We start from the raw sequence: 18,028 nt of genomic DNA, 5'->3' as shown, positions 1-18,028 counted from the left end.
ACCCCCGACAGGGCCGGGGGTTCTGGTGTTACTCGTCGAGGAAGGAGCGCAGGTGCTCGCTTCTCGTCGGGTGGCGCAGCTTGCGCAGCGCCTTGGCTTCGATCTGACGAATCCGCTCGCGGGTTACATCGAACTGCTTACCAACTTCCTCAAGGGTGTGATCGGTATTCATGTCGATGCCGAAGCGCATGCGCAGTACCTTGGCTTCACGTGCAGTGAGGCCGGAGAGTACTTCGCGGGTGGCTTCCTTGAGGCTTTCCACGGTCGCCACGTCGATCGGCGATTGCATGGTGCTGTCCTCGATGAAGTCGCCCAGATGCGAGTCTTCGTCGTCGCCGATCGGGGTTTCCATGGAGATCGGCTCTTTGGCGATCTTCAGTACCTTGCGGATCTTGTCCTCAGGCATTTCCATGCGCTCGCCCAGCTCTTCCGGGGTCGGTTCGCGACCCATTTCCTGCAGCATCTGCCGGGAAATACGGTTGAGCTTGTTGATCGTCTCGATCATGTGCACCGGAATACGGATGGTGCGCGCCTGGTCGGCGATCGAGCGAGTGATCGCCTGACGAATCCACCAGGTGGCATAGGTCGAGAACTTGTAGCCGCGACGGTATTCGAACTTGTCCACCGCCTTCATCAAGCCGATGTTGCCTTCCTGAATCAAGTCGAGGAACTGCAGGCCACGGTTGGTGTACTTCTTGGCAATCGAGATCACCAGACGCAGGTTCGCTTCAACCATCTCTTTCTTCGCGCGACGGGCCTTGGCCTCGCCGATCGACATGCGACGGTTGATGTCCTTGATTTCAGCCAGGCTCAGTTCGCACTCGGCTTCCAGGGCAGACAGCTTTTGCTGGCAACGCTGGATGTCGGCTTGCAGGTTACCAATGGCTTCGGCGTACTTGGCCTTGCCCTTGGCCAGTTGCTCGGCCCAGGTCTGGTCAACTTCATTGCCAGGGAACAAGCGCAGGAAGTCGGCGCGCGGCATGCGGGCATCACGTACGCAGAGTTGCATGATGGCGCGTTCCTGAGCGCGCAGGCGCTCCAGGGAGCTGCGCACACGCACGACCAGTGCATCGTACTGTTTAGGTACGAGCTTGATCGGCATGAACAGCTCGGCCATGTCTTTCAGCGCGGCATTGCCTTGCTTGCTGTTGCGGCCGTGCTTTTTCAGGGCCTTCTTGGCGAGTTCAAGGGCTTCGCCAATCGCGGTGAAGCGGCGCAGGGCCTCTTCTGGATCCGGACCGCCGTCGCCTTCTTCTTCCTCGTCGTCGCTGTCGCCGTCTTCCTCGTCATCGTCCTTGTCGTCGGCGGCATCACCGTCGCTGGCCGGAACAGGAGCTGCGGCTTCGGCGGGTACGCTGCCGTCATCCGGGTCGATATAGCCGCTAAGGACTTCAACCAGACGACCACCTTCGGTGGTGACGCGGTTGTACTCGGCGAGAATGCTGTCGACAGTGCCTGGGAAGTGAGCCACTGCACCCATGACTTCGCGGATGCCTTCCTCGATGCGTTTGGCGATTTCAATTTCGCCTTCACGGGTCAGCAGTTCCACGGTGCCCATTTCACGCATGTACATGCGCACGGGGTCGGTGGTGCGGCCGATATCGGTTTCAACGGCCGCGAGTGCGGCAGCGGCTTCTTCAGCGGCTGCTTCGTCGGTGTCGGCTTCCGCCAACAACAGGGCGTCCGCATCCGGAGCACTCTCGAATACGTTGATCCCCATGTCGTTGATCATGCGGATGATATCTTCCACCTGTTCCGGATCGGAAATATCCTCCGGCAAGTGGTCATTGACCTCCGCGTAAGTCAGGTAACCCTGCTCACGACCGCGGCTGATCAATTCTTTCAAACGAGACTGCTGTTGCGCTTTTCCGGACATAACACCCTATCCACTGAAGGTCTTGGCGGGCAAAAAACAAGCCGCGGATTATACCCGAGTAACACCCCTAAGCGCCAGTTGGACTCGGGATTACCGGTGATGCATTACGGCTCAGCAAGCTGCGCAGCTGATCTTTCTCTTCTGCGCTCAACTCGCTTTGACGGGCTTTGCGCAGCAAATGTTCCAGGCTGCGCTCGCGTTGGCGGGCTACAAGACTAGTTATAGTGTCGAAAAACTGTTGTTCAAGGTTGTCGGCCGAAATCAGCCATTCCTTTTCTGCCAGGGCGCGCAGCAGGCGGCCCTGTTCCGTGCCGTGCCAGCGTGCAATCAGTTGCAGCGAGCGCAGTCTGGGGTTCTTTTGCAGGGCGCCGAGCAGGGCGACCAGTAGCTGGGCGTAGGTGTCGTCTTCGGCGGCAAAGTGGCTGACATCCTCAACCTTCTGCGCCAGTTGCGGGTGGTGCAGCAGGGTGCGCAGGGCGCTCAGGTGCGGCGATTCGACGCTGACGGCGGTGCGCGGTGCGCGCGGGGTAAAGTCCCCCGAGCCTTTTTTGCCTCGCTTACCTCCGTCGTAATTTCGGCTGCTCTTGCTTTGGTTGCGCTCGAAGGTCGGCGCAGGGCTGGGGTTTTCGTATTCGTTGTTGTGTGGCTCGACATCGTAATAGGCGCTGTCGGGGATGTCGGCGTAGTTCGGGTGATCGCTCGGTGGTGCGCTGTTGTGGTTGGACTGGCTACTGCGTGCGCTGGGTGCCATTTGTTGCAGGGCTTCGCCGGACAGGCCGGTAATCTCGCTCAGGCGCTGGCGCATCAGAGTGCGCAGGTTGTTGCCGGGGATCTTGTCGATCAGCGGTGCGGCGAGGGTCATCAGGTGCGCTTTACCTTCCAGAGAGCGCGGGTCGGCTTCTTCGCTGAGTTGCTGGAAGAAGTAGTCGGCCAGGGGTTGGGCGTGCTGGTTGATCCGTGCGCGGAAGGCATCAGTGCCTTCGCTGCGCACCAGGGTGTCGGGGTCTTCGCCGTCGGGCAGAAACAGGAAGCGCGCGCGGCGGCCGTCTTGCAGGTTCGGCAGGGTGGCTTCAAGGGCGCGCCAGGCGGCGTTGCGTCCGGCGGCGTCGCCGTCAAAGCAGAACAATACGCTGGGCACGAGGCGGAACAGGCGCTTGAGGTGTTCTTCACTGGTGGCGGTGCCAAGGGTGGCCACGGCGTTGCGCAGGCCCTGTTGGGCCAGGGCAATGACGTCCATGTAGCCTTCGACCACCATGATCTCGTCGAGGTCGCGGTTATGTTTGCGTGCCTCGAACAGGCCGTACAGTTCCTGACCTTTATGGAAAACCGGGGTTTCCGGTGAGTTCAGGTATTTCGGTTTCTCGTCGCCCAGTACCCGGCCGCCAAAGGCAATCACGCGGCCTCTGCTGTCGCGAATCGGGAACATAATGCGGTCGCGGAAGCGGTCGTAAACCCGTTTGGTTTCGGCGTTTTCGATCAGCAGGCCAGCGTCGATCATGGCCTTCTGTTGCAGGCTGTCGCCACCAAGCTGTTTGAGAAGGTTGTCCCAGCCGGGTGGCGCGAAGCCCATGCCGAAGTCGCGGGCGATCTCACCGGACAGGCCGCGACCTTTAAGGTATTCAATCGCCGCTTTACGCTGTGGGTGGCTTTTCAGTGCTTGTTTGTAGAACTCGGTGGCGGCGGTCAGCAGTGGGTAGAGCGGTGAGTCGGTTGGCTGGCGCGGCTTGTTGCTGCGCGTGCCTTCCTCGCGCGGTATTTCCATACCGGCGCGTTTGGCCAGGTCCTCGACTGCCTGGAGAAAATCCAGTTGGTCGTGGTCCATGACAAACCCTAGGGCGTTGCCGCCGGCGCCGCAGCCAAAGCAGTAATAGAACTGCTTATCCGGGCTGACGCTGAACGAGGGGGTTTTTTCTTTGTGGAAGGGGCAGCAGGCGGTGTAGTTCTTGCCGGCCTTTTTCAGCTGGATGCGCGAAGCGACCACGTCGACGATGTCGGTGCGGTTGAGCAGGTCATCGATAAAAGACTGTGGGATCAGGCCGGCCATAGGCGCTCAGAATACTGTTATGCGTTGGGGCAGAACAGGTCAGGGCAAAAACTAAAAGACTCCGATCGTCACCCGAGGGTGGCGCGGAGTCTAAAAGCGAAACCCGGCCGAAGCCGGGTATCAGGCAGTGCGCGTGTAACTAGCGTGTGGGCGTGAGCCCGCTGCTTAGTACAGGCGAACGCTGCGGCGCTGCTCGCGCTGCACTTTCTTGGCGTGACGCTTAACAGCAGCAGCTGCTTTGCGCTTACGCTCGGAAGTCGGCTTTTCGTAGAATTCACGGCTGCGAACTTCAGCCAGAACACCGGCTTTTTCGCAGGAGCGCTTGAAACGACGCAGAGCTACGTCGAAGGGTTCGTTCTCTTTAACTTTGACGGCTGGCATCCAGGGCGTACCTTCTTTATTACCGGGGGTAACGTTGCTCCTGGCATTTGGCGCTGGAGAACGTAGGTTTTTAAGGGTTGCGGATGTTACCGCCTCATCGCGAGGAATGCAAAGCCTCTGATCGAAAAGCGCTGGCCGGCTCGCGCCAGCGGCCATTATCATGCGCGCCTTCGAAGTTGCACACACTACTACAAGGCACTGCCCATGCTGGTTCTGGGATTGGAAACCTCCTGCGACGAAACCGGTGTCGCGCTGTATGACAGCGAGCGCGGCCTGCTGGCGGACGCGCTGTTCAGTCAGATCGATCTGCACCGTATCTATGGTGGCGTGGTGCCCGAATTGGCCTCGCGCGACCACGTCAAACGCATGCTGCCGTTGATCCGTCAGGTGCTCGACGAGGCGGGCAAGGACAAGGCTGACATCGACGCAATCGCCTACACCGCAGGCCCTGGCCTGGTCGGTGCGTTGCTGGTTGGCGCTTCTTGCGCCCAGGCGTTGGCATTTGCCTGGGGTATCCCGGCGCTCGGTGTGCACCATATGGAAGGCCACCTGCTGGCGCCGATGTTGGAAGAGCAACCGCCAGCCTTTCCGTTCGTCGCTTTGCTGGTTTCAGGCGGGCATACCCAGCTGGTGCGTGTGGATGGCATTGGCCAGTACCAACTGCTCGGCGAGTCCCTGGATGATGCGGCAGGCGAGGCTTTCGACAAAACGGCCAAACTGATGGGCCTGCAGTACCCCGGTGGCCCGGAGATCGCTCGGTTGGCGCTGAATGGCACGCCGGGGCGCTTCAAGTTCCCCCGACCGATGACTGATCGACCGGGGCTGGAATTCAGCTTCAGTGGTCTGAAGACCTTTACCTTGAATACCTGGCAGCAGTGCCAGGCTGAAGGGGATCGCTCCGAGCAGACCCGTTGTGATATCGCCCTGGCATTCCAGCAGGCGGTGGTCGAGACCCTGACCATCAAATGCAAGCGTGCGCTCAAGCAGACTGGCCTGAATAACCTGGTGATTGCTGGTGGTGTGAGCGCCAACAAGGCGCTGCGTCAGGCGCTGGAGCAGATGCTCGCCGAGTTGAAGGGGGCGGTGTTTTATGCGCGGCCGGCGTTTTGCACGGATAACGGCGCGATGATCGCTTATGCCGGCTGTCAGCGTTTGCTGGCGGGGCAGCACGAAGATCTGGCGATCAAGGTGCAGGCGCGCTGGCCGATGGAGCAACTGCAAGCGCTATAAGCGGTGGCATGATGAGCCAGATTCAGGTTAAGCGTTAGAAATGCCGCTCACGGCCGGCGAACAGATCGCGTAAATTGCCGCGATGGCGCCAGACGATCAGCCCGGTGAGGGCGCACATCGGCAGTAAGGCTGCTGGTTGCTGCCAGGCCAGCAGTGGCAGGGTCAGCGGCGTGGCAATTAGTGAGGCCAGCGAGCTGGTACGGGTCAGTGCGAAGGTCAGGGCCCAGGCAGCGAGTGCCAGCAGGGCGGCCGGCGGGTAGAGGCCGAGCAGCATGCCGGCGGCAGTGGCCACACCCTTGCCGCCCTGGAAGCGAAAATACACCGGGTAGAGATGGCCGATCACGGCGGCGAGGCCGATCCAGGTCTGCTGTTGAACGTCGAGGCCGAGCAGGTTGGCGGCCAGCACTGGCAATAGGCCTTTGCACAGATCGCCGAGCAGCGTGAGGATGGCCAGGCGTTTGCCTGCGACGCGCAGCATGTTGGTGGCGCCGGGATTACCCGAGCCACTGGCGCGCGGATCCGGTCCGCCGGCCAGGCGGCTGAGCAGAATGGCGAATGACAGCGAGCCGAGCAGGTAGGCGAGGGTCGCCAACAGCCAAAACATGGTATCCATTCCGGGCGAGGGAGCCCTGATTCTAACTAGGTGCGGCAGCCTTGTCGTGCCACGGAGAGCGTGCTTGGACACAGTTTTTATTGAGGGTCTGGAAGTCGACACGGTGATTGGTGCCTACGACTGGGAGCGCACCATTCGCCAGTGCCTGCGTCTGGATCTGTACCTGGGCTGGGACAACCGCCCAGCTGCTGCGGGTGATGACCTGGACAAGGCGCTGGATTACGCCCGCGTCTCGCAACGTATCCAGGCGTTTGCCAGCGAATCGCAGTTCATTCTGGTGGAAACCTTTGCCGAGCGACTGGTTGAGTTGCTAATGGCTGAGTTTCAGATCCCCTGGGTGCGACTCAAGCTGACCAAGCCCGGCGCCGTGCCGGCGGCCAGTGGTGGGGTGGGCGTGGAGATTGAGCGCGGATGTCGCTAACTCCCGTTCTGCTTGGCCTGGGCAGCAATATCGGCCGTGAGGCGCACCTGTGCGCCGGCCTGGAGGCGCTCGCCGGGCTGCTCAGCGAGATGCGCTGCTCGCCGGTGTTCGAAAGCCAGGCGGTCGGCATCAAGAGCGGGCCGTTCTTCAATCTGGTGGTGGCCGGCTACAGCGAGTTGCCACTGGGTGAGCTGGACCGCCGGCTGAAATTTATCGAAGCCGATAACGGCCGCTATGCGCCTGAACGCAAGGGTCTGCCGCTGGATATCGACGTGCTGCTGTACGGCAATCTGGTCGGCAATTTCGATGGCTTGATCCTGCCGCGTGCGGAAATTCTGAAAAACGCCTTCGTTCTCTGGCCGCTGGCTCTGCTGGTGCCAGATACCCTGCACCCGGCGCAGCAGCGCAGCTTTGCCGAGCTGTGGCAGGCGGCGCAGATTGACCAGCAGTTGTGGCCGGTGGCGTTCACCTGGCGTGAGCAGCAACTGACGCCGCCCGCGCTGTGTGCCGAGTTCCCCGCCAGAACCTGATCAGGGTGTGCTGACGATAATCGCCACGCGGCGGTTTTCGCTGCGTCCTTCGGCGCTATTGTTGTCGGCAATTGGCTTGCTCTGCCCGAGGCCGCGGGTGGTAATCAGTCGCGCATCCATTCCTGCACCCTGCATCACGGCCGCCACTGTCTTGGCCCGGCGCAGCGACAACTGTTCGTTGTAGGCCGGCTGGCCGACGTTATCGGTGTGGCCTTCCAGGCGTACCTGCTGAATGCCTACGCCAAGCAGCGCCTGGGTGATTTTCGTCAATTGTATGGTGCTGGCACTGGATACTACCTCGGAGTCGGTATCGAACAGCACCTTGCCGGAAAGTCCCAGTTCCCAGCCGTCCTCAGTCCACTGGAATCCGTGGCTCTTGAGCAGGGCGACCTGTTCGGCGCTGAGCCCCTTGGGTGTGCTCTGGCAACCGCTGAGGAGTGCCGCGCCGAGCACGCTGATAAAGATCAATCGCAATAAGCTGCGCAAAGTGAAGCTCCTTGTTTACTGGGGCAGTGAGTCCTGGCTTTTGGCCATGGTGCGTCCGCCCTGGCTGCGTTTGGCGTGGTACATGGCGACATCCGCCTCATGCACCAACGCTTCGGGGTTGTCGGCATGCTCTGGGTACAGCGCGATGCCGATGCTCAGGGAGGTGGTGATGCTGCCGCCCTCGGGCAGGGCGATGGGGGCGTGCATGCTGTCGATGATCTTGTCGGCAATCAGCACGGCATCGTCTTCGTGATGAATGGGTTTGAGCAGCACGGCGAATTCATCGCCGCCCAGGCGGGCGACGGTATCGCCTTCGCGCAGTTGCGCACGCAGACGCTGGGCAATGGCGATCAGCACGGCATCGCCGGCGGCGTGGCCGAGTTGGTCGTTGATTTCCTTGAAGCGGTTACTGTCGAGAAACAGCACGGCCATCTGCGTCTGGCTATCGCGTGCTTCACGCATGGCGCCGAGCAGGCGAGATTCGAAGAAGGCGCGGTTGGGCAGGCCGGTTAGTGCGTCGTGGCTGGCCTGGTGCGCCAGCGAGGCGTTTTCGCGTTCCAGTTGGTGCTGCCAGGCTTCGAGTTGATCGAGCAGGGCGTTGAAGTCTTCGGCCAGTTCGTTGAGGTCGGCGATATGGGTGGCCGGCACGCGCTGGTTGAATGTGCGGTCCACGGAAATGCTGTGCGCCACCTCGGACAAGTTGCGCAGTGGGCCGGTGATGGCGCGCTGGATGCGTTTGGAACCGTAGGTCGCGCCCAGGGCGCTGAGCGCCAGGCTGGCCAACAGGCCGAGCAGGCCGCCGATCAGGAAGCGCAGCAGGGTGGTGCCTTGGCCGCTGAGGTGAAGAGCGCCGATCTGTTGACCCTGGTAGATGATGGGTTGGATCACCATGTCGGGCAGTAGCAGGCGGGCGATCGATTGTTCGGCGCTGTTGAGTACGGTGTTGTTGGGCGTGTCGAGGCTGGCGAGCAACTCGCCGTCTTTATCAAAGACCGCCACCTGGGCGATTTCTTCGGTCTTGCAGATCTGTTCCAGGGCATCGCGTACCGCCGCCCGGTCGTTGAACACCACGGCGGCTTCCAGGGTGTAGGCCAGGGAGCGGGCAATCAGTTGCAGGTTGTGGCCGGCATAGGTGCTCAGCGCCAGCAGGCTGACCAGGGTTAGCGACAGGCTGGTCAGACCCATGGCCAGCAGGGCCACGCGCAGGTGGGCGTGATGCAAGAGGCGGCGCAGGCTAGGGCGCTGTTGGGCGGCTTGCGGCTTTCTGCGGTTCATGGCTGCGGCCCTGCGCGCCTGCCCAATTGCAGTACGTTGGGGTGAATGCGGATGCCGCTGCGTGCGACGGCATCGAGGTTGACCTTGAAGCCGACATGCTCATCGCTGATGCCCAGGCAGAACAGGCTGCCTTCGCTGCAGGCCTGGTTGGTCTCGCTGATGGTCAGGATTGGTTTGCCGACCAGGCGGTTGAACAGGGCAATCCGTTGGCTGTCCTCGATCACGCCGAGATAGACGGCTTCGCAGTCTGTTTCCAGTAATGGACTGTCAACCAGCAGGCGCTTGGCCTGTACTGGCTGGCGCGACTCCAATTCGTGGTTCTGCCACAGCAAGTCGGCGTATTCGGTCGGTGCAATCACACACAGGCGCAGGGTGTCGTGCTGCTGGGGCCAGCGGGCATAGCTGAGGATGCCGTGGACCACATGGGCAACCTGATTGGCGCGCAGGGTGGCACTGTCCGGTGTGGCCGCTTCGGCGCGAGCCAGTACCGGCAGGAATGCGAGCAGTACACTACAGAGCAGGTGTCGAGGTGTGCGCATAAACAGAATACGGGTCAGGTACAAAGTGAAGGTCTCCGGCGTGGCCTGTTCGGTGCTTGTGTGCTGTACGGGTTGGGTGCACAAGCAGGCTCTTGTTGAGTAAAGCGCATACGCTTAGATTTTGGCGTCAAAAATTATGCGTAATTTGGCTGGAGGCCTAGTGCTGCAAGGGCTCCAGCCTAACAGTGTGTAGCGCGGAACGCTATGTTCGCGGGTGTGCCAGGCAGAATTGCCGCACTGCCTGCAGACGTTCTTCCTGCAGGGCATTGCCCAGTTCGGCGCCCTGCAGGCCACGGGCCAGAAGTGGTTGCACGGCCACTGCTCGGGCGGCGTGCATGGCCGCACGCAGGTAGTCGGCTTGCGGATATTCGCGTTGTTCCAGGCCGAGGCGGCCGCGGGCATCCATTTCGCAGGCGGCGATAAATTCTTCAAAGCGCTGCGGGCGGCGAAATACGTCGAAACCTTGCAGCAGCTTGAGCAGAGTCGAGGGCTTGAGCTCCAGGGCGCGGTGGCCGTGGGTGTGGAATTCACCGACCTGTAGCGCCAGCTCCTGACAGTCCTTGGGCGCTTTGCAGCGCTGGTTGATTGCCCGGATCAGTTTCAGACCCTTGTGTTCATGGGCGATGTGGCGTGGCCACTCGGCCTCGGGGGTAAGGCCCTTGCCGACATCATGCAGCAGGCAGGCCCAGCGCACCGTCAGCGGTTGTTGGTGTTCGGCGCACTGGCGCAACACGCTGAGCACATGCACGCCGGTGTCGATTTCCGGGTGATGGGCCGGTGGCTGTGGGATGCCGAACAGCACGTCGACTTCCGGCAGCAGAACGCGCAGCGCGCCGCAGTCGCGCAGCACCTGAATAAATACATCCGGGCGCGGTTCCATCAGCGCGCGGGATATTTCCTTCCAGCTGCGTTCCGGCGTCAGTGCCGTGAGTTCGCCGGATTCGCTCAGCTCACGCATCAGTGCCATGGTTTCTGCGGCCACGCTAAAACCCATAGGCGCGTAGCGGGCGGCAAAACGGGCGACGCGCAGCACGCGCAATGGGTCTTCGGCGAAGGCCGGAGACACATGGCGCAGCAATCGGGCTGCGAGGTCGTGTTGGCCGCCGTAGGGATCGGTCAATGTGCCGTGGTCGTCCTCAGCCATGGCATTGACGGTCAGGTCGCGTCGGATCAGGTCCTCTTCCAGGGTGACTTCCGGGCTGGCGAAGAAGGTGAAACCGCCGTAACCGCGCCCGTTCTTGCGCTCGGTGCGGGCCAGGGCGTATTCCTCGCCGGTCTGCGGGTGCAGGAACACCGGGAAGTCTGCGCCGACCGGACGGTAGCCCAACTCAAGCATCTGTTCGGCGCTGGCGCCGACCACGACCCAGTCGATCTCGCTGACCTCGCGGCCCAACAGGCGGTCGCGCACAGCGCCGCCCACTTTGTAAATCTGCATGGCTCATCCTCCGTTGTGCAGAGCATAACGGCTGGATGCCGGAATTGTCCGGTTAGTGCCTGGGCTTGATTGCGTTCTGAGGAGAGGTATTCCCCCAGATCGCATCGCGGCTACGGGCTGGCCATAGGAATTTGCTGCAACAGCGCTTGGGTGGCGCGCTCGAGCAGTTCGGCGCTGTCCTTGGCCGGGCTTAGTCCCGTACTGATCAGACCTTCCCAGAGAATGACCTGCGCCGGAGTAGTCAGGCGCAAGCGCAGGGTGCCGGTTTCATCGCGCAGGCGATGAATAGCCTGGTAGGGGCCGAGCGAGGTGGGTGGGGCGGTGTCGACCTTGAAATCCAGCGGGCTGTCCTGCACGGCCAGCCAGTAATAGACCTGAATTTCTGCTCTCGGGCTGGCTTGGTAACCGCGGTTGCTCAGGCCTTCGCGCAGCAGTTGCTCAAGCTGTTCGTAGCGCTCGGCAAAGGGCACTTCGCCCTGTAGCGCCTGATCGGCGGCGATCAGGCTGAAGCTGTGTTTGCCCGTCAGTTCGGTACTGGCGGGTGTCAGTACCTGGACGCGAGGCGGCTGGCTGCTGCATGTGGCAAGGGCCAGGCACAGCAATAACACGGTAAACAGGCGCATCAGCAGACTCCCGGTTGCTCTGCTGCGCATGCTGGTGTTCGGCATGGGGGTGCGCAACCGATCAAATGGGCGGAATCATCAGATCGAGGCGTGGGTAGTCGGAGTCTTGTGTACTGTCGTTTTGCGGTGGGACGTGTTGGGTGGTGATCAATTGGTCACCCTGATAGATCTCCAGGTGGATGTTGAAGCCCCACAGACGATGCAGGTGCTTGAGCACTTCCTCGGTCGAGTTGCCCAGCGGTTTGCGGTCATGCTGCTGATGGCGCAGGGTCAGTGAGCGGTCGCCGCGCCGATCGATGCTCCAGATCTGCACGTTGGGTTCGCGGTTGCCCAGGTTGTACTGCGCTGCCAGAGTTTCGCGGATGCTGCGATAGCCGGGCTCGTCATGGATAGCAGGGACGTACAGTTCGTCCTTCTGGTCGTCGTCGAGAATGCTGAACAGCTTGAGGTCGCGGATCACCTTGGGTGACAGGTACTGCAGGATAAAACTCTCATCCTTGAAGCTGGTCATGGCGAACTTCAGGGTGCTTAGCCAGTCGCTGCCGGCAATGTCGGGGAACCAGCGACGATCTTCTTCGGTGGGTTCTTCGCAGATGCGGCGGATGTCGCGGTACATGGCGAAACCCAGGGCATAGGGGTTGATGCCGCTGTAGTAGGGGCTGTCGAACGGCGGCTGATAGACCACGCTGGTGTGCGACTGCAGAAACTCCATCATAAAGCCGTCGGTGACCAGGCCTTCGTCGTATAGGTCGTTCATCAGAGTGTAGTGCCAGAAGGTCGCCCAGCCTTCGTTCATTACCTGGGTCTGGCGCTGCGGATAGAAGTACTGGGCGATCTTGCGCACGATGCGAATGATCTCGCGCTGCCAGGGCTCCAGTAGCGGCGCGTGTTTCTCCAGAAAGTACAGAATGTTCTCCTGCGGTTCGACAGGGAAACGCTTGCTGTCTTTGCTGTCGCCCTTGCTGGCGCTTTTCGGGATGGTGCGCCAGAGGTCGTTGATCTGCTTCTGCAGGTGTTCTTCACGATCCTTCATGCGCCGCCGTTCCTCTTCGGCGGAGATCGGGTAGGGACGTTTGTAGCGGTCGACGCCGTAGTTCATCAGGGCGTGGCAGGAGTCGAGCAGGTCTTCCACCGCGTCGATGCCGTGGCGCTCCTCGCACTGCATGATGTACTGCTTGGCGAACACCAGGTAATCAATGATCGAACTGGCGTCGGTCCAGGTGCGAAACAGGTAGTTGCCCTTGAAGAAGCTGTTGTGCCCGTAGCAGGCATGGGCAATCACCAGGGCCTGCATGCAGATGGTGTTTTCTTCCATCAGGTAGGCGATGCATGGGTCGGAGTTGATCACGATCTCGTAGGCCAGGCCCATCTGCCCGCGCTTGTAGCCTTTTTCAGTGCTGAGGAAGTGCTTGCCGTAGGACCAGTGGTGATAACCCAGTGGCATGCCGACCGAGGCGTAGGCATCCATCATTTGCTCGGCGGTAATCACTTCGATCTGGTTGGGGTAGGTGTCCAGCGCATAGCGCTCGGCGATGCGCGCGATCTCCCGGTCGTACTGACGGATCAGTTCAAAGGTCCATTCCGAGCCAGTGGAAATCGGTTGGCGCTTCTTGTCTTTGCTGTTGCTCATGTCACGAGCCTCCGCTGGAACAGGTCGCGGAATACCGGGTAGATATCGCCGGCCGAGACCAGCTGCTGTTGGGCAAAGGTGTCGGCGAACGCCTCGCTGACCTGCTCGTACTCGAACCACAGCGCCTGGTGCTCGCGCGGGGTTATCTCGACGTAGGTGAAGTACTGCACGAACGGCATGATCTGCTTGATCAATATATCCCGGCAGATTGGCGAGTCATCGTTCCAGTTGTCGCCATCCGACGCCTGGGCGGCGTAGATATTCCATTCGTTGATCGGGTAGCGCTCGGCCATGATCTCCTGCATCAGCTTGAGCGCACTGGAGACGATGGTGCCGCCGGTTTCGCGCGAGTAGAAAAACTCCTGCTCGTCCACTTCGCGGGCACTGGTGTGGTGACGGATAAACACCACCTCGATCTTGTCGTAGTTCCGTTTGAGGAACAGGTACAGCAGGATAAAGAAGCGTTTGGCGATGTCCTTGGTCGATTGGGTCATCGAGCCAGACACGTCCATCAGGCAGAACATCACCGCTTTCGAGCTGGGGTTGGGTTGCTTGACCAGCAGGTTGTATTTGAGGTCGAAGGTATCGAGGAAGGGCACGCGCTTGATTCGCGCACGCAGTTTGCTGACTTCTTCTTCGAGTGCCTGGATATCGCTGAGGTTGTCTGGCTGTTCCAGTTTCAGGCGCTCCAGTTCGGCCTGGGCGCTTTTGAGCTTGTTGCGGCTGCTGCCGGACAGGGCAATGCGCCTTGCATGGGCCGAACGCAGGGTGCGCACGATATTGATGCGCGACGGGTTGCCTTCATTGCTGATACCGGCTCGCACATTCTTGAAGGTGTCGCTGCCGGTCAGGTGGCGCTTGATCAGATTGGGCAGTTCTAAATCCTCGAACATGAAGTCGAGGAATTCCTCCTGAGTGATCTGGAAGACGAACTCGTCCATGCCTTCGCCGGAGTTGCTGGCCTTGCCTGCGCCTTGTCCGCCGCCACCGCCTTGCGGGCGGGCAATTTTTTCGCCTGTAGTGAATTCGCGGTTGCCGGGGTGCACGGTGGTCTGGCGACCACCGCGGCCGTGGTGCAATACCGGCTCGTCGATATCGCGACCGGGGATACTGATCTGTTCGCCGTGCTCCATATCGGTGATGGAGCGGCGGCTGACCGCTTCTTCTACGGCCTTCTTGATGTGGTCACGGTAGCGCCGCAGGAAACGCTGGCGGTTTACCGTGCTCTTGTTCTTGCCGTTCAGGCGGCGGTCGATCACATGGCTCATAACTGCCCTCCGTGCACTGCAGGCATCAGGCGCAAGCGCTGGCAGAGCGCGTTGCCGCGCCCTGCGCTGCTCCCTGGCCGGTTGCGCCAGGCCGCTTTATTGCGATTTGCGAACCCGCAGATACCACTCGGACAACAGGCGCACCTGCTTGTCGGTGTAGCCGCGCTCGACCATGCGAGTGACGAAGTCGTTGTGTTTCTGTTGATCCTCCTTGCTCGCCTTGGCGTTGAAACTGATGACAGGCAGCAGATCCTCGGTGTTGGAGAACATTTTCTTCTCGATCACCACGCGCAGCTTCTCGTAGCTGAGCCAGGTCGGGTTCTTGCCATTGTTGTTGGCGCGGGCGCGCAGCACGAAGTTGACGATCTCGTTGCGGAAATCCTTCGGGTTGCTGATGCCGGCCGGTTTCTCGATCTTCTCCAGTTCCTCGTTGAGCGCCACGCGGTTGAGAATCTCGCCGGTTTCCGGGTCACGGTATTCCTGATCCTGAATCCAGAAGTCGGCGTACAGCACATAGCGGTCGAAGATGTTTTGCCCGTACTCGCTGTAGGACTCGAGGTAAGCGGTCTGGATTTCCTTGCCGATAAACTCGATGTAGCGCGGCGCCAGGTACTCCTTGATAAAGCGCAGGTAGCGCTCGCGGGTTTCGGCGGGGAACTGTTCCTGCTCGATCTGCTGCTCCAGCACATACAGCAGGTGCACCGGGTTGGCAGCGATCTCGTGTGGATCGAAGTTGAACACCTTGGAGAGAATCTTGAAGGCGAAGCGGGTCGACAGGCCGTTCATGCCTTCATCGACACCGGCGCTGTCGCGGTATTCCTGAATCGACTTGGCCTTGGGGTCGGTGTCCTTGAGGTTTTCGCCGTCGTAGACGCGCATCTTCGAGTAGACGTTGGAGTTTTCCGGCTCCTTCAGGCGGCTGAGCACGGAGAACTGCGCAAGCATCTTCAGCGTATCCGGCGCGCAGTGGGCCTTGGACAGCGAGCTGTTGATCAGCAGCTTGTCGTAGATCTTGATCTCGTCGGAGACGCGCAGGCAATACGGCACCTTGACGATGTAGATGCGGTCGATAAAGGCCTCGTTGTTCTTGTTGTTACGGAAGCTGTGCCATTCCGACTCGTTGGAGTGGGCCAGCAGGATGCCGCTGTAAGGAATCGCGCCGAGGCCTTCGGTGCTGTTGTAGTTGCCTTCCTGGGTGGCGGTCAGCAGCGGGTGCAGCACCTTGATCGGTGCCTTGAACATCTCGACGAATTCCATCAGGCCCTGGTTGGCCCGGCACAGCGCGCCCGAGTAGCTGTAGGCGTCAGCGTCGTTCTGTGGGTATTCCTCGAGCTTGCGGATGTCCACCTTACCGACCAGCGCGGAGATGTCCTGGTTGTTTTCGTCGCCCGGCTCGGTCTTGGCCACGGCGATCTGGTTGAGGATCGACGGGTAGAGTTTGACCACGCGGAACTGGCTGATATCGCCGCCGAACTCTTGCAGGCGCTTGGTCGCCCAGGGCGACATGATGCTGTTGAGGTAGCGCCGGGGGATGCCGTAATCCTCTTCGAGGATGGCGCCGTCTTCAGCGTCGCTGAACAGGCCCAGTGGCGACTCAAATACCGGCGAGCCTTTGATGGCATAGAACGGCACCTTTTCGATCAGGTGTTTGAGTTTTTCCGCCAGCGAGGATTTACCGCCGCCTACCGGGCCGAGCAGGTAGAGGATTTGCTTCTTCTCTTCCAGGCCTTGAGCGGCATGGCGGAAGTAGGAAACGATCTGGTCGATACACTCTTCCATGCCATGGAAGTCGGCAAACGCCGGGTAACGGCGAATCACCTTGTTGGAGAAAATTCGCGAGAGCCGTGGGTCAGTCGAGGTATCGAGCAGTTCCGGCTCACCGATGGCCAGCAACAGGCGCTCGGCTGCCGAGGCGTAGGCGCTGCGATCCTGTTTGCACAGCTCGAGGTACTCCTGGAGGGAAAACTCCTCCTGGCGAGTCGCTTCGAAACGTTGTTGGAAGTGGCTGAATATGCTCATGACTTCACCTCGCTCGATGCGCAGAGCCGGTGCGGGTTCGGTCAGGCGCTTGGTAGCCCCGGTGCGGATGCCGCCGGGTAAAACCCCCAGAACACCTAATAATCTTAGAACGTGTTCAACGTCTGCTGCGCGTAAGCCCTGCTGCGTTAAGAACAGGCTCGGAATGCTTATTTACATCAGTAAACTCCGCTTCCTCGCCTGTTCTTGCCTTGCATGACTCTAGCTCGCGAGACCTTGAACAGGTTCTTACCGATGGCCCGATGCCGTTTGGCCGGCTCTACCTTGTTTTGGATGGCCTGAGCTAAAGGATAGTTCGGAATCAGCGAGGTCAAGGGCCGAGCAACGATAACAGGATATTACTGCTGCTCGGCAATGCCCGGCAGGCCACAGCTGGCGCGGCCTGGGCGTGGAGAAAATTATTCTTCCGAGCTGTGTGCGGTGTCGTTAGGGAACGTTGCGCGCCACAGTTCGAAGCCGCCATCAAGGCTGTAGACGTCGCTGAAGCCCTGGCCGACCAGATAGGCCGCTGCGCTCTGGCTGGAGTTGCCGTGGTAGCAGGTGACGATCAGTGGTGCGTCGAGATCGGCCTGAGTGATAAAGGCGTGCAGCGAGTGATTGTCGAGATGCTGCGAGCCGCTGATGTGTCCGGCGGCAAAGCTTTGTGGGTCACGAATGTCGACCACCACCGCGCCTTGCTGACGCAATGCCTGGGCCTGCTCGGGGGGGATGCGTTTGAACTCGCTCATGCTTGCTCCTTACAGTCGCAGCTGTATTTCTCGCCGCTATCGATATTCATTAGGGTCATGCTCGCGCCCCATACACAGCCGGTATCCAGGGCGATCACGTCAGGCTCTGGGGATTGTCCTTCGAGCGCCGCCCAGTGGCCGAAGATAATGCGCTGGCCGCGGGTCTTGCGCTGTTTGTAACTGAACCAGGGGGCGTAGCCGGCAGGGGCGCTGCCGACACCTTCCTTGCTTTTCAGGTCGAGGGTGCCATCGGCCTTGCAGAAACGCATGCGGGTGAAATAGTTGGTGATCACCCGCAGGCGCGTTACGCCCTGTAAATCACCGTCCCATTTGGCGGGCTCGTTGCCATACATGCCGTCGAGAAACAGCGGCAGGCGCGCGTCGTCGCGCAGGGCTTCCTCCACTTCGGCGGCACGCTTGAGCGCTTTGCTCATGTTCCACTGCGGCGGAATGCCGGCATGTACCAGGGCGGTGTCACGGGCTTCGTCGTAATGCAGCAGCTTTTGCAGGCGCAGCCAATCGAGCAGGTCGGCGGCATCCGGCGCGTCGATGATCTCGCGCAGGGTGTCGCCTTTCTTCAAGCGCTCGATATTGTGCGCCACGGCCAGCAGGTGCAGGTCGTGATTACCCAGCACACAGGTCAGGGCACTGCGCATGCTGTAGAGAAAGCGCAGCGTCGCCAGCGACTCAGGGCCACGGTTGACCAGGTCACCGACCAGCCACAGTTTGTCCTGTGCAGGATCAAACGCCACACGTTCAAGCAGGCATTGCAGGGGTTTCAGGCAGCCTTGCAGGTCGCCGACGGCATAGGTGGCCATTAGGGGCTGCCCCCGTTTCGTCGCGAGCCGCGTGGCTGCGAAAAAACGCGCCAGGCAAGGCGGGAGGCGCAGGTAATGGTCGCTCCCTTGCCAA

General features: G+C 60.7%; 17 protein-coding genes. 3 read left to right on the top strand and 14 right to left on the bottom strand.

The annotated features are described in order from the left end of the window. Positions 1-28: 28 nt before the first annotated feature. The 3 genes from rpoD to rpsU all read right to left on the bottom strand — a co-directional run bounded on the left by rpoD (position 29) and on the right by rpsU (position 4,301). Entirely contained in the window at positions 29-1,876 is a 1,848-nt protein-coding gene (gene rpoD / locus ACOCLD_RS00300; protein WP_422910402.1) for an RNA polymerase sigma factor RpoD, read from the bottom strand. A 67-nt stretch (positions 1,877-1,943) separates the two neighbouring features. Next, positions 1,944-3,920, bottom strand: coding sequence for a DNA primase (gene dnaG, locus ACOCLD_RS00295; protein WP_422910401.1), 1,977 nt, complete (start codon positions 3,918-3,920; stop codon positions 1,944-1,946). 165 nt (positions 3,921-4,085) lie between these two features. Further along, positions 4,086-4,301 (bottom strand): 30S ribosomal protein S21, encoded by a 216-nt coding sequence (rpsU, locus tag ACOCLD_RS00290; protein WP_003296736.1) that lies wholly within the window; start codon positions 4,299-4,301, stop codon positions 4,086-4,088. A 204-nt stretch (positions 4,302-4,505) separates the two neighbouring features. Here rpsU and tsaD point away from each other — a divergent pair, with 204 nt between their 5' ends. After that, a complete protein-coding gene (tsaD, locus tag ACOCLD_RS00285) occupies positions 4,506-5,531 on the top strand; it encodes a tRNA (adenosine(37)-N6)-threonylcarbamoyltransferase complex transferase subunit TsaD (RefSeq protein WP_422910400.1) in 1,026 nt (341 codons plus the stop codon). 34 nt (positions 5,532-5,565) lie between these two features. Here the strand turns inward: tsaD and plsY are convergent, their stop codons facing one another. Beyond that, positions 5,566-6,135 carry a glycerol-3-phosphate 1-O-acyltransferase PlsY gene (gene plsY / locus ACOCLD_RS00280; protein ID WP_422910399.1) on the bottom strand — a complete coding sequence of 190 codons (570 nt, stop codon included), beginning with the start codon at positions 6,133-6,135 and terminating at the stop codon, positions 5,566-5,568. 73 nt (positions 6,136-6,208) lie between these two features. On the opposite strand from plsY, the gene folB reads away from it, so the two are divergent. Both folB and folK read left to right on the top strand, forming a co-directional pair. Continuing rightward, positions 6,209-6,565: a dihydroneopterin aldolase gene (gene folB, locus ACOCLD_RS00275; RefSeq protein ID WP_233685271.1), complete on the top strand. Its 357-nt coding sequence runs from the start codon at positions 6,209-6,211 to the stop codon at positions 6,563-6,565. Then, positions 6,556-7,095 (top strand): 2-amino-4-hydroxy-6-hydroxymethyldihydropteridine diphosphokinase, encoded by a 540-nt coding sequence (gene folK / locus ACOCLD_RS00270; RefSeq protein ID WP_422910398.1) that lies wholly within the window; start codon positions 6,556-6,558, stop codon positions 7,093-7,095. The genes folB and folK overlap by 10 nt, the downstream gene beginning before the upstream one ends. Here the strand turns inward: folK and ACOCLD_RS00265 are convergent, their stop codons facing one another. The 10 genes from ACOCLD_RS00265 to ACOCLD_RS00220 form a co-directional block, all read right to left on the bottom strand. Then, complete coding sequence (locus tag ACOCLD_RS00265) at positions 7,096-7,581, bottom strand: OmpA family protein (protein ID WP_422910397.1); 486 nt, start codon at positions 7,579-7,581, stop codon at positions 7,096-7,098. 15 nt (positions 7,582-7,596) lie between these two features. Beyond that, entirely contained in the window at positions 7,597-8,856 is a 1,260-nt protein-coding gene (locus ACOCLD_RS00260) for a diguanylate cyclase domain-containing protein (protein WP_422910396.1), read from the bottom strand. Further along, entirely contained in the window at positions 8,853-9,395 is a 543-nt protein-coding gene (locus ACOCLD_RS00255; protein WP_422911742.1) for a YfiR family protein, read from the bottom strand. The genes ACOCLD_RS00260 and ACOCLD_RS00255 overlap by 4 nt, the downstream gene beginning before the upstream one ends. Positions 9,396-9,597: 202 nt before the next feature. After that, positions 9,598-10,830, bottom strand: coding sequence for a multifunctional CCA addition/repair protein (locus ACOCLD_RS00250; RefSeq protein WP_422910395.1), 1,233 nt, complete (start codon positions 10,828-10,830; stop codon positions 9,598-9,600). A 110-nt stretch (positions 10,831-10,940) separates the two neighbouring features. Further along, positions 10,941-11,453 (bottom strand): hypothetical protein, encoded by a 513-nt coding sequence (locus ACOCLD_RS00245; RefSeq protein ID WP_422910394.1) that lies wholly within the window; start codon positions 11,451-11,453, stop codon positions 10,941-10,943. Between the two features lie 61 nt (positions 11,454-11,514). Beyond that, complete coding sequence (locus tag ACOCLD_RS00240; RefSeq protein ID WP_422910393.1) at positions 11,515-13,083, bottom strand: SpoVR family protein; 1,569 nt, start codon at positions 13,081-13,083, stop codon at positions 11,515-11,517. Then, positions 13,080-14,351 carry a YeaH/YhbH family protein gene (locus ACOCLD_RS00235; RefSeq protein WP_257779348.1) on the bottom strand — a complete coding sequence of 424 codons (1,272 nt, stop codon included), beginning with the start codon at positions 14,349-14,351 and terminating at the stop codon, positions 13,080-13,082. Before ACOCLD_RS00235 ends, ACOCLD_RS00240 begins: the two co-directional genes overlap by 4 nt. Positions 14,352-14,447: 96 nt before the next feature. After that, positions 14,448-16,370 (bottom strand): PrkA family serine protein kinase, encoded by a 1,923-nt coding sequence (locus tag ACOCLD_RS00230; protein WP_257779347.1) that lies wholly within the window; start codon positions 16,368-16,370, stop codon positions 14,448-14,450. Positions 16,371-16,786: 416 nt separating this feature from the next. Then, complete coding sequence (gene glpE, locus ACOCLD_RS00225) at positions 16,787-17,116, bottom strand: thiosulfate sulfurtransferase GlpE (protein ID WP_257779346.1); 330 nt, start codon at positions 17,114-17,116, stop codon at positions 16,787-16,789. Continuing rightward, positions 17,113-17,934 (bottom strand): symmetrical bis(5'-nucleosyl)-tetraphosphatase, encoded by an 822-nt coding sequence (locus ACOCLD_RS00220; RefSeq protein ID WP_422910392.1) that lies wholly within the window; start codon positions 17,932-17,934, stop codon positions 17,113-17,115. The genes glpE and ACOCLD_RS00220 overlap by 4 nt, the downstream gene beginning before the upstream one ends. Positions 17,935-18,028: the final 94 nt, after the last annotated feature.

The sequence above is a fragment of the Pseudomonas cimarronensis genome (assembly GCF_049331905.1).
Taxonomy (GTDB): Bacteria; Pseudomonadota; Gammaproteobacteria; order Pseudomonadales; family Pseudomonadaceae; genus Aquipseudomonas.
Note: the sequence above shows the minus strand (reverse complement) of the source record. Positions and strands in the feature narration are given on the sequence as shown.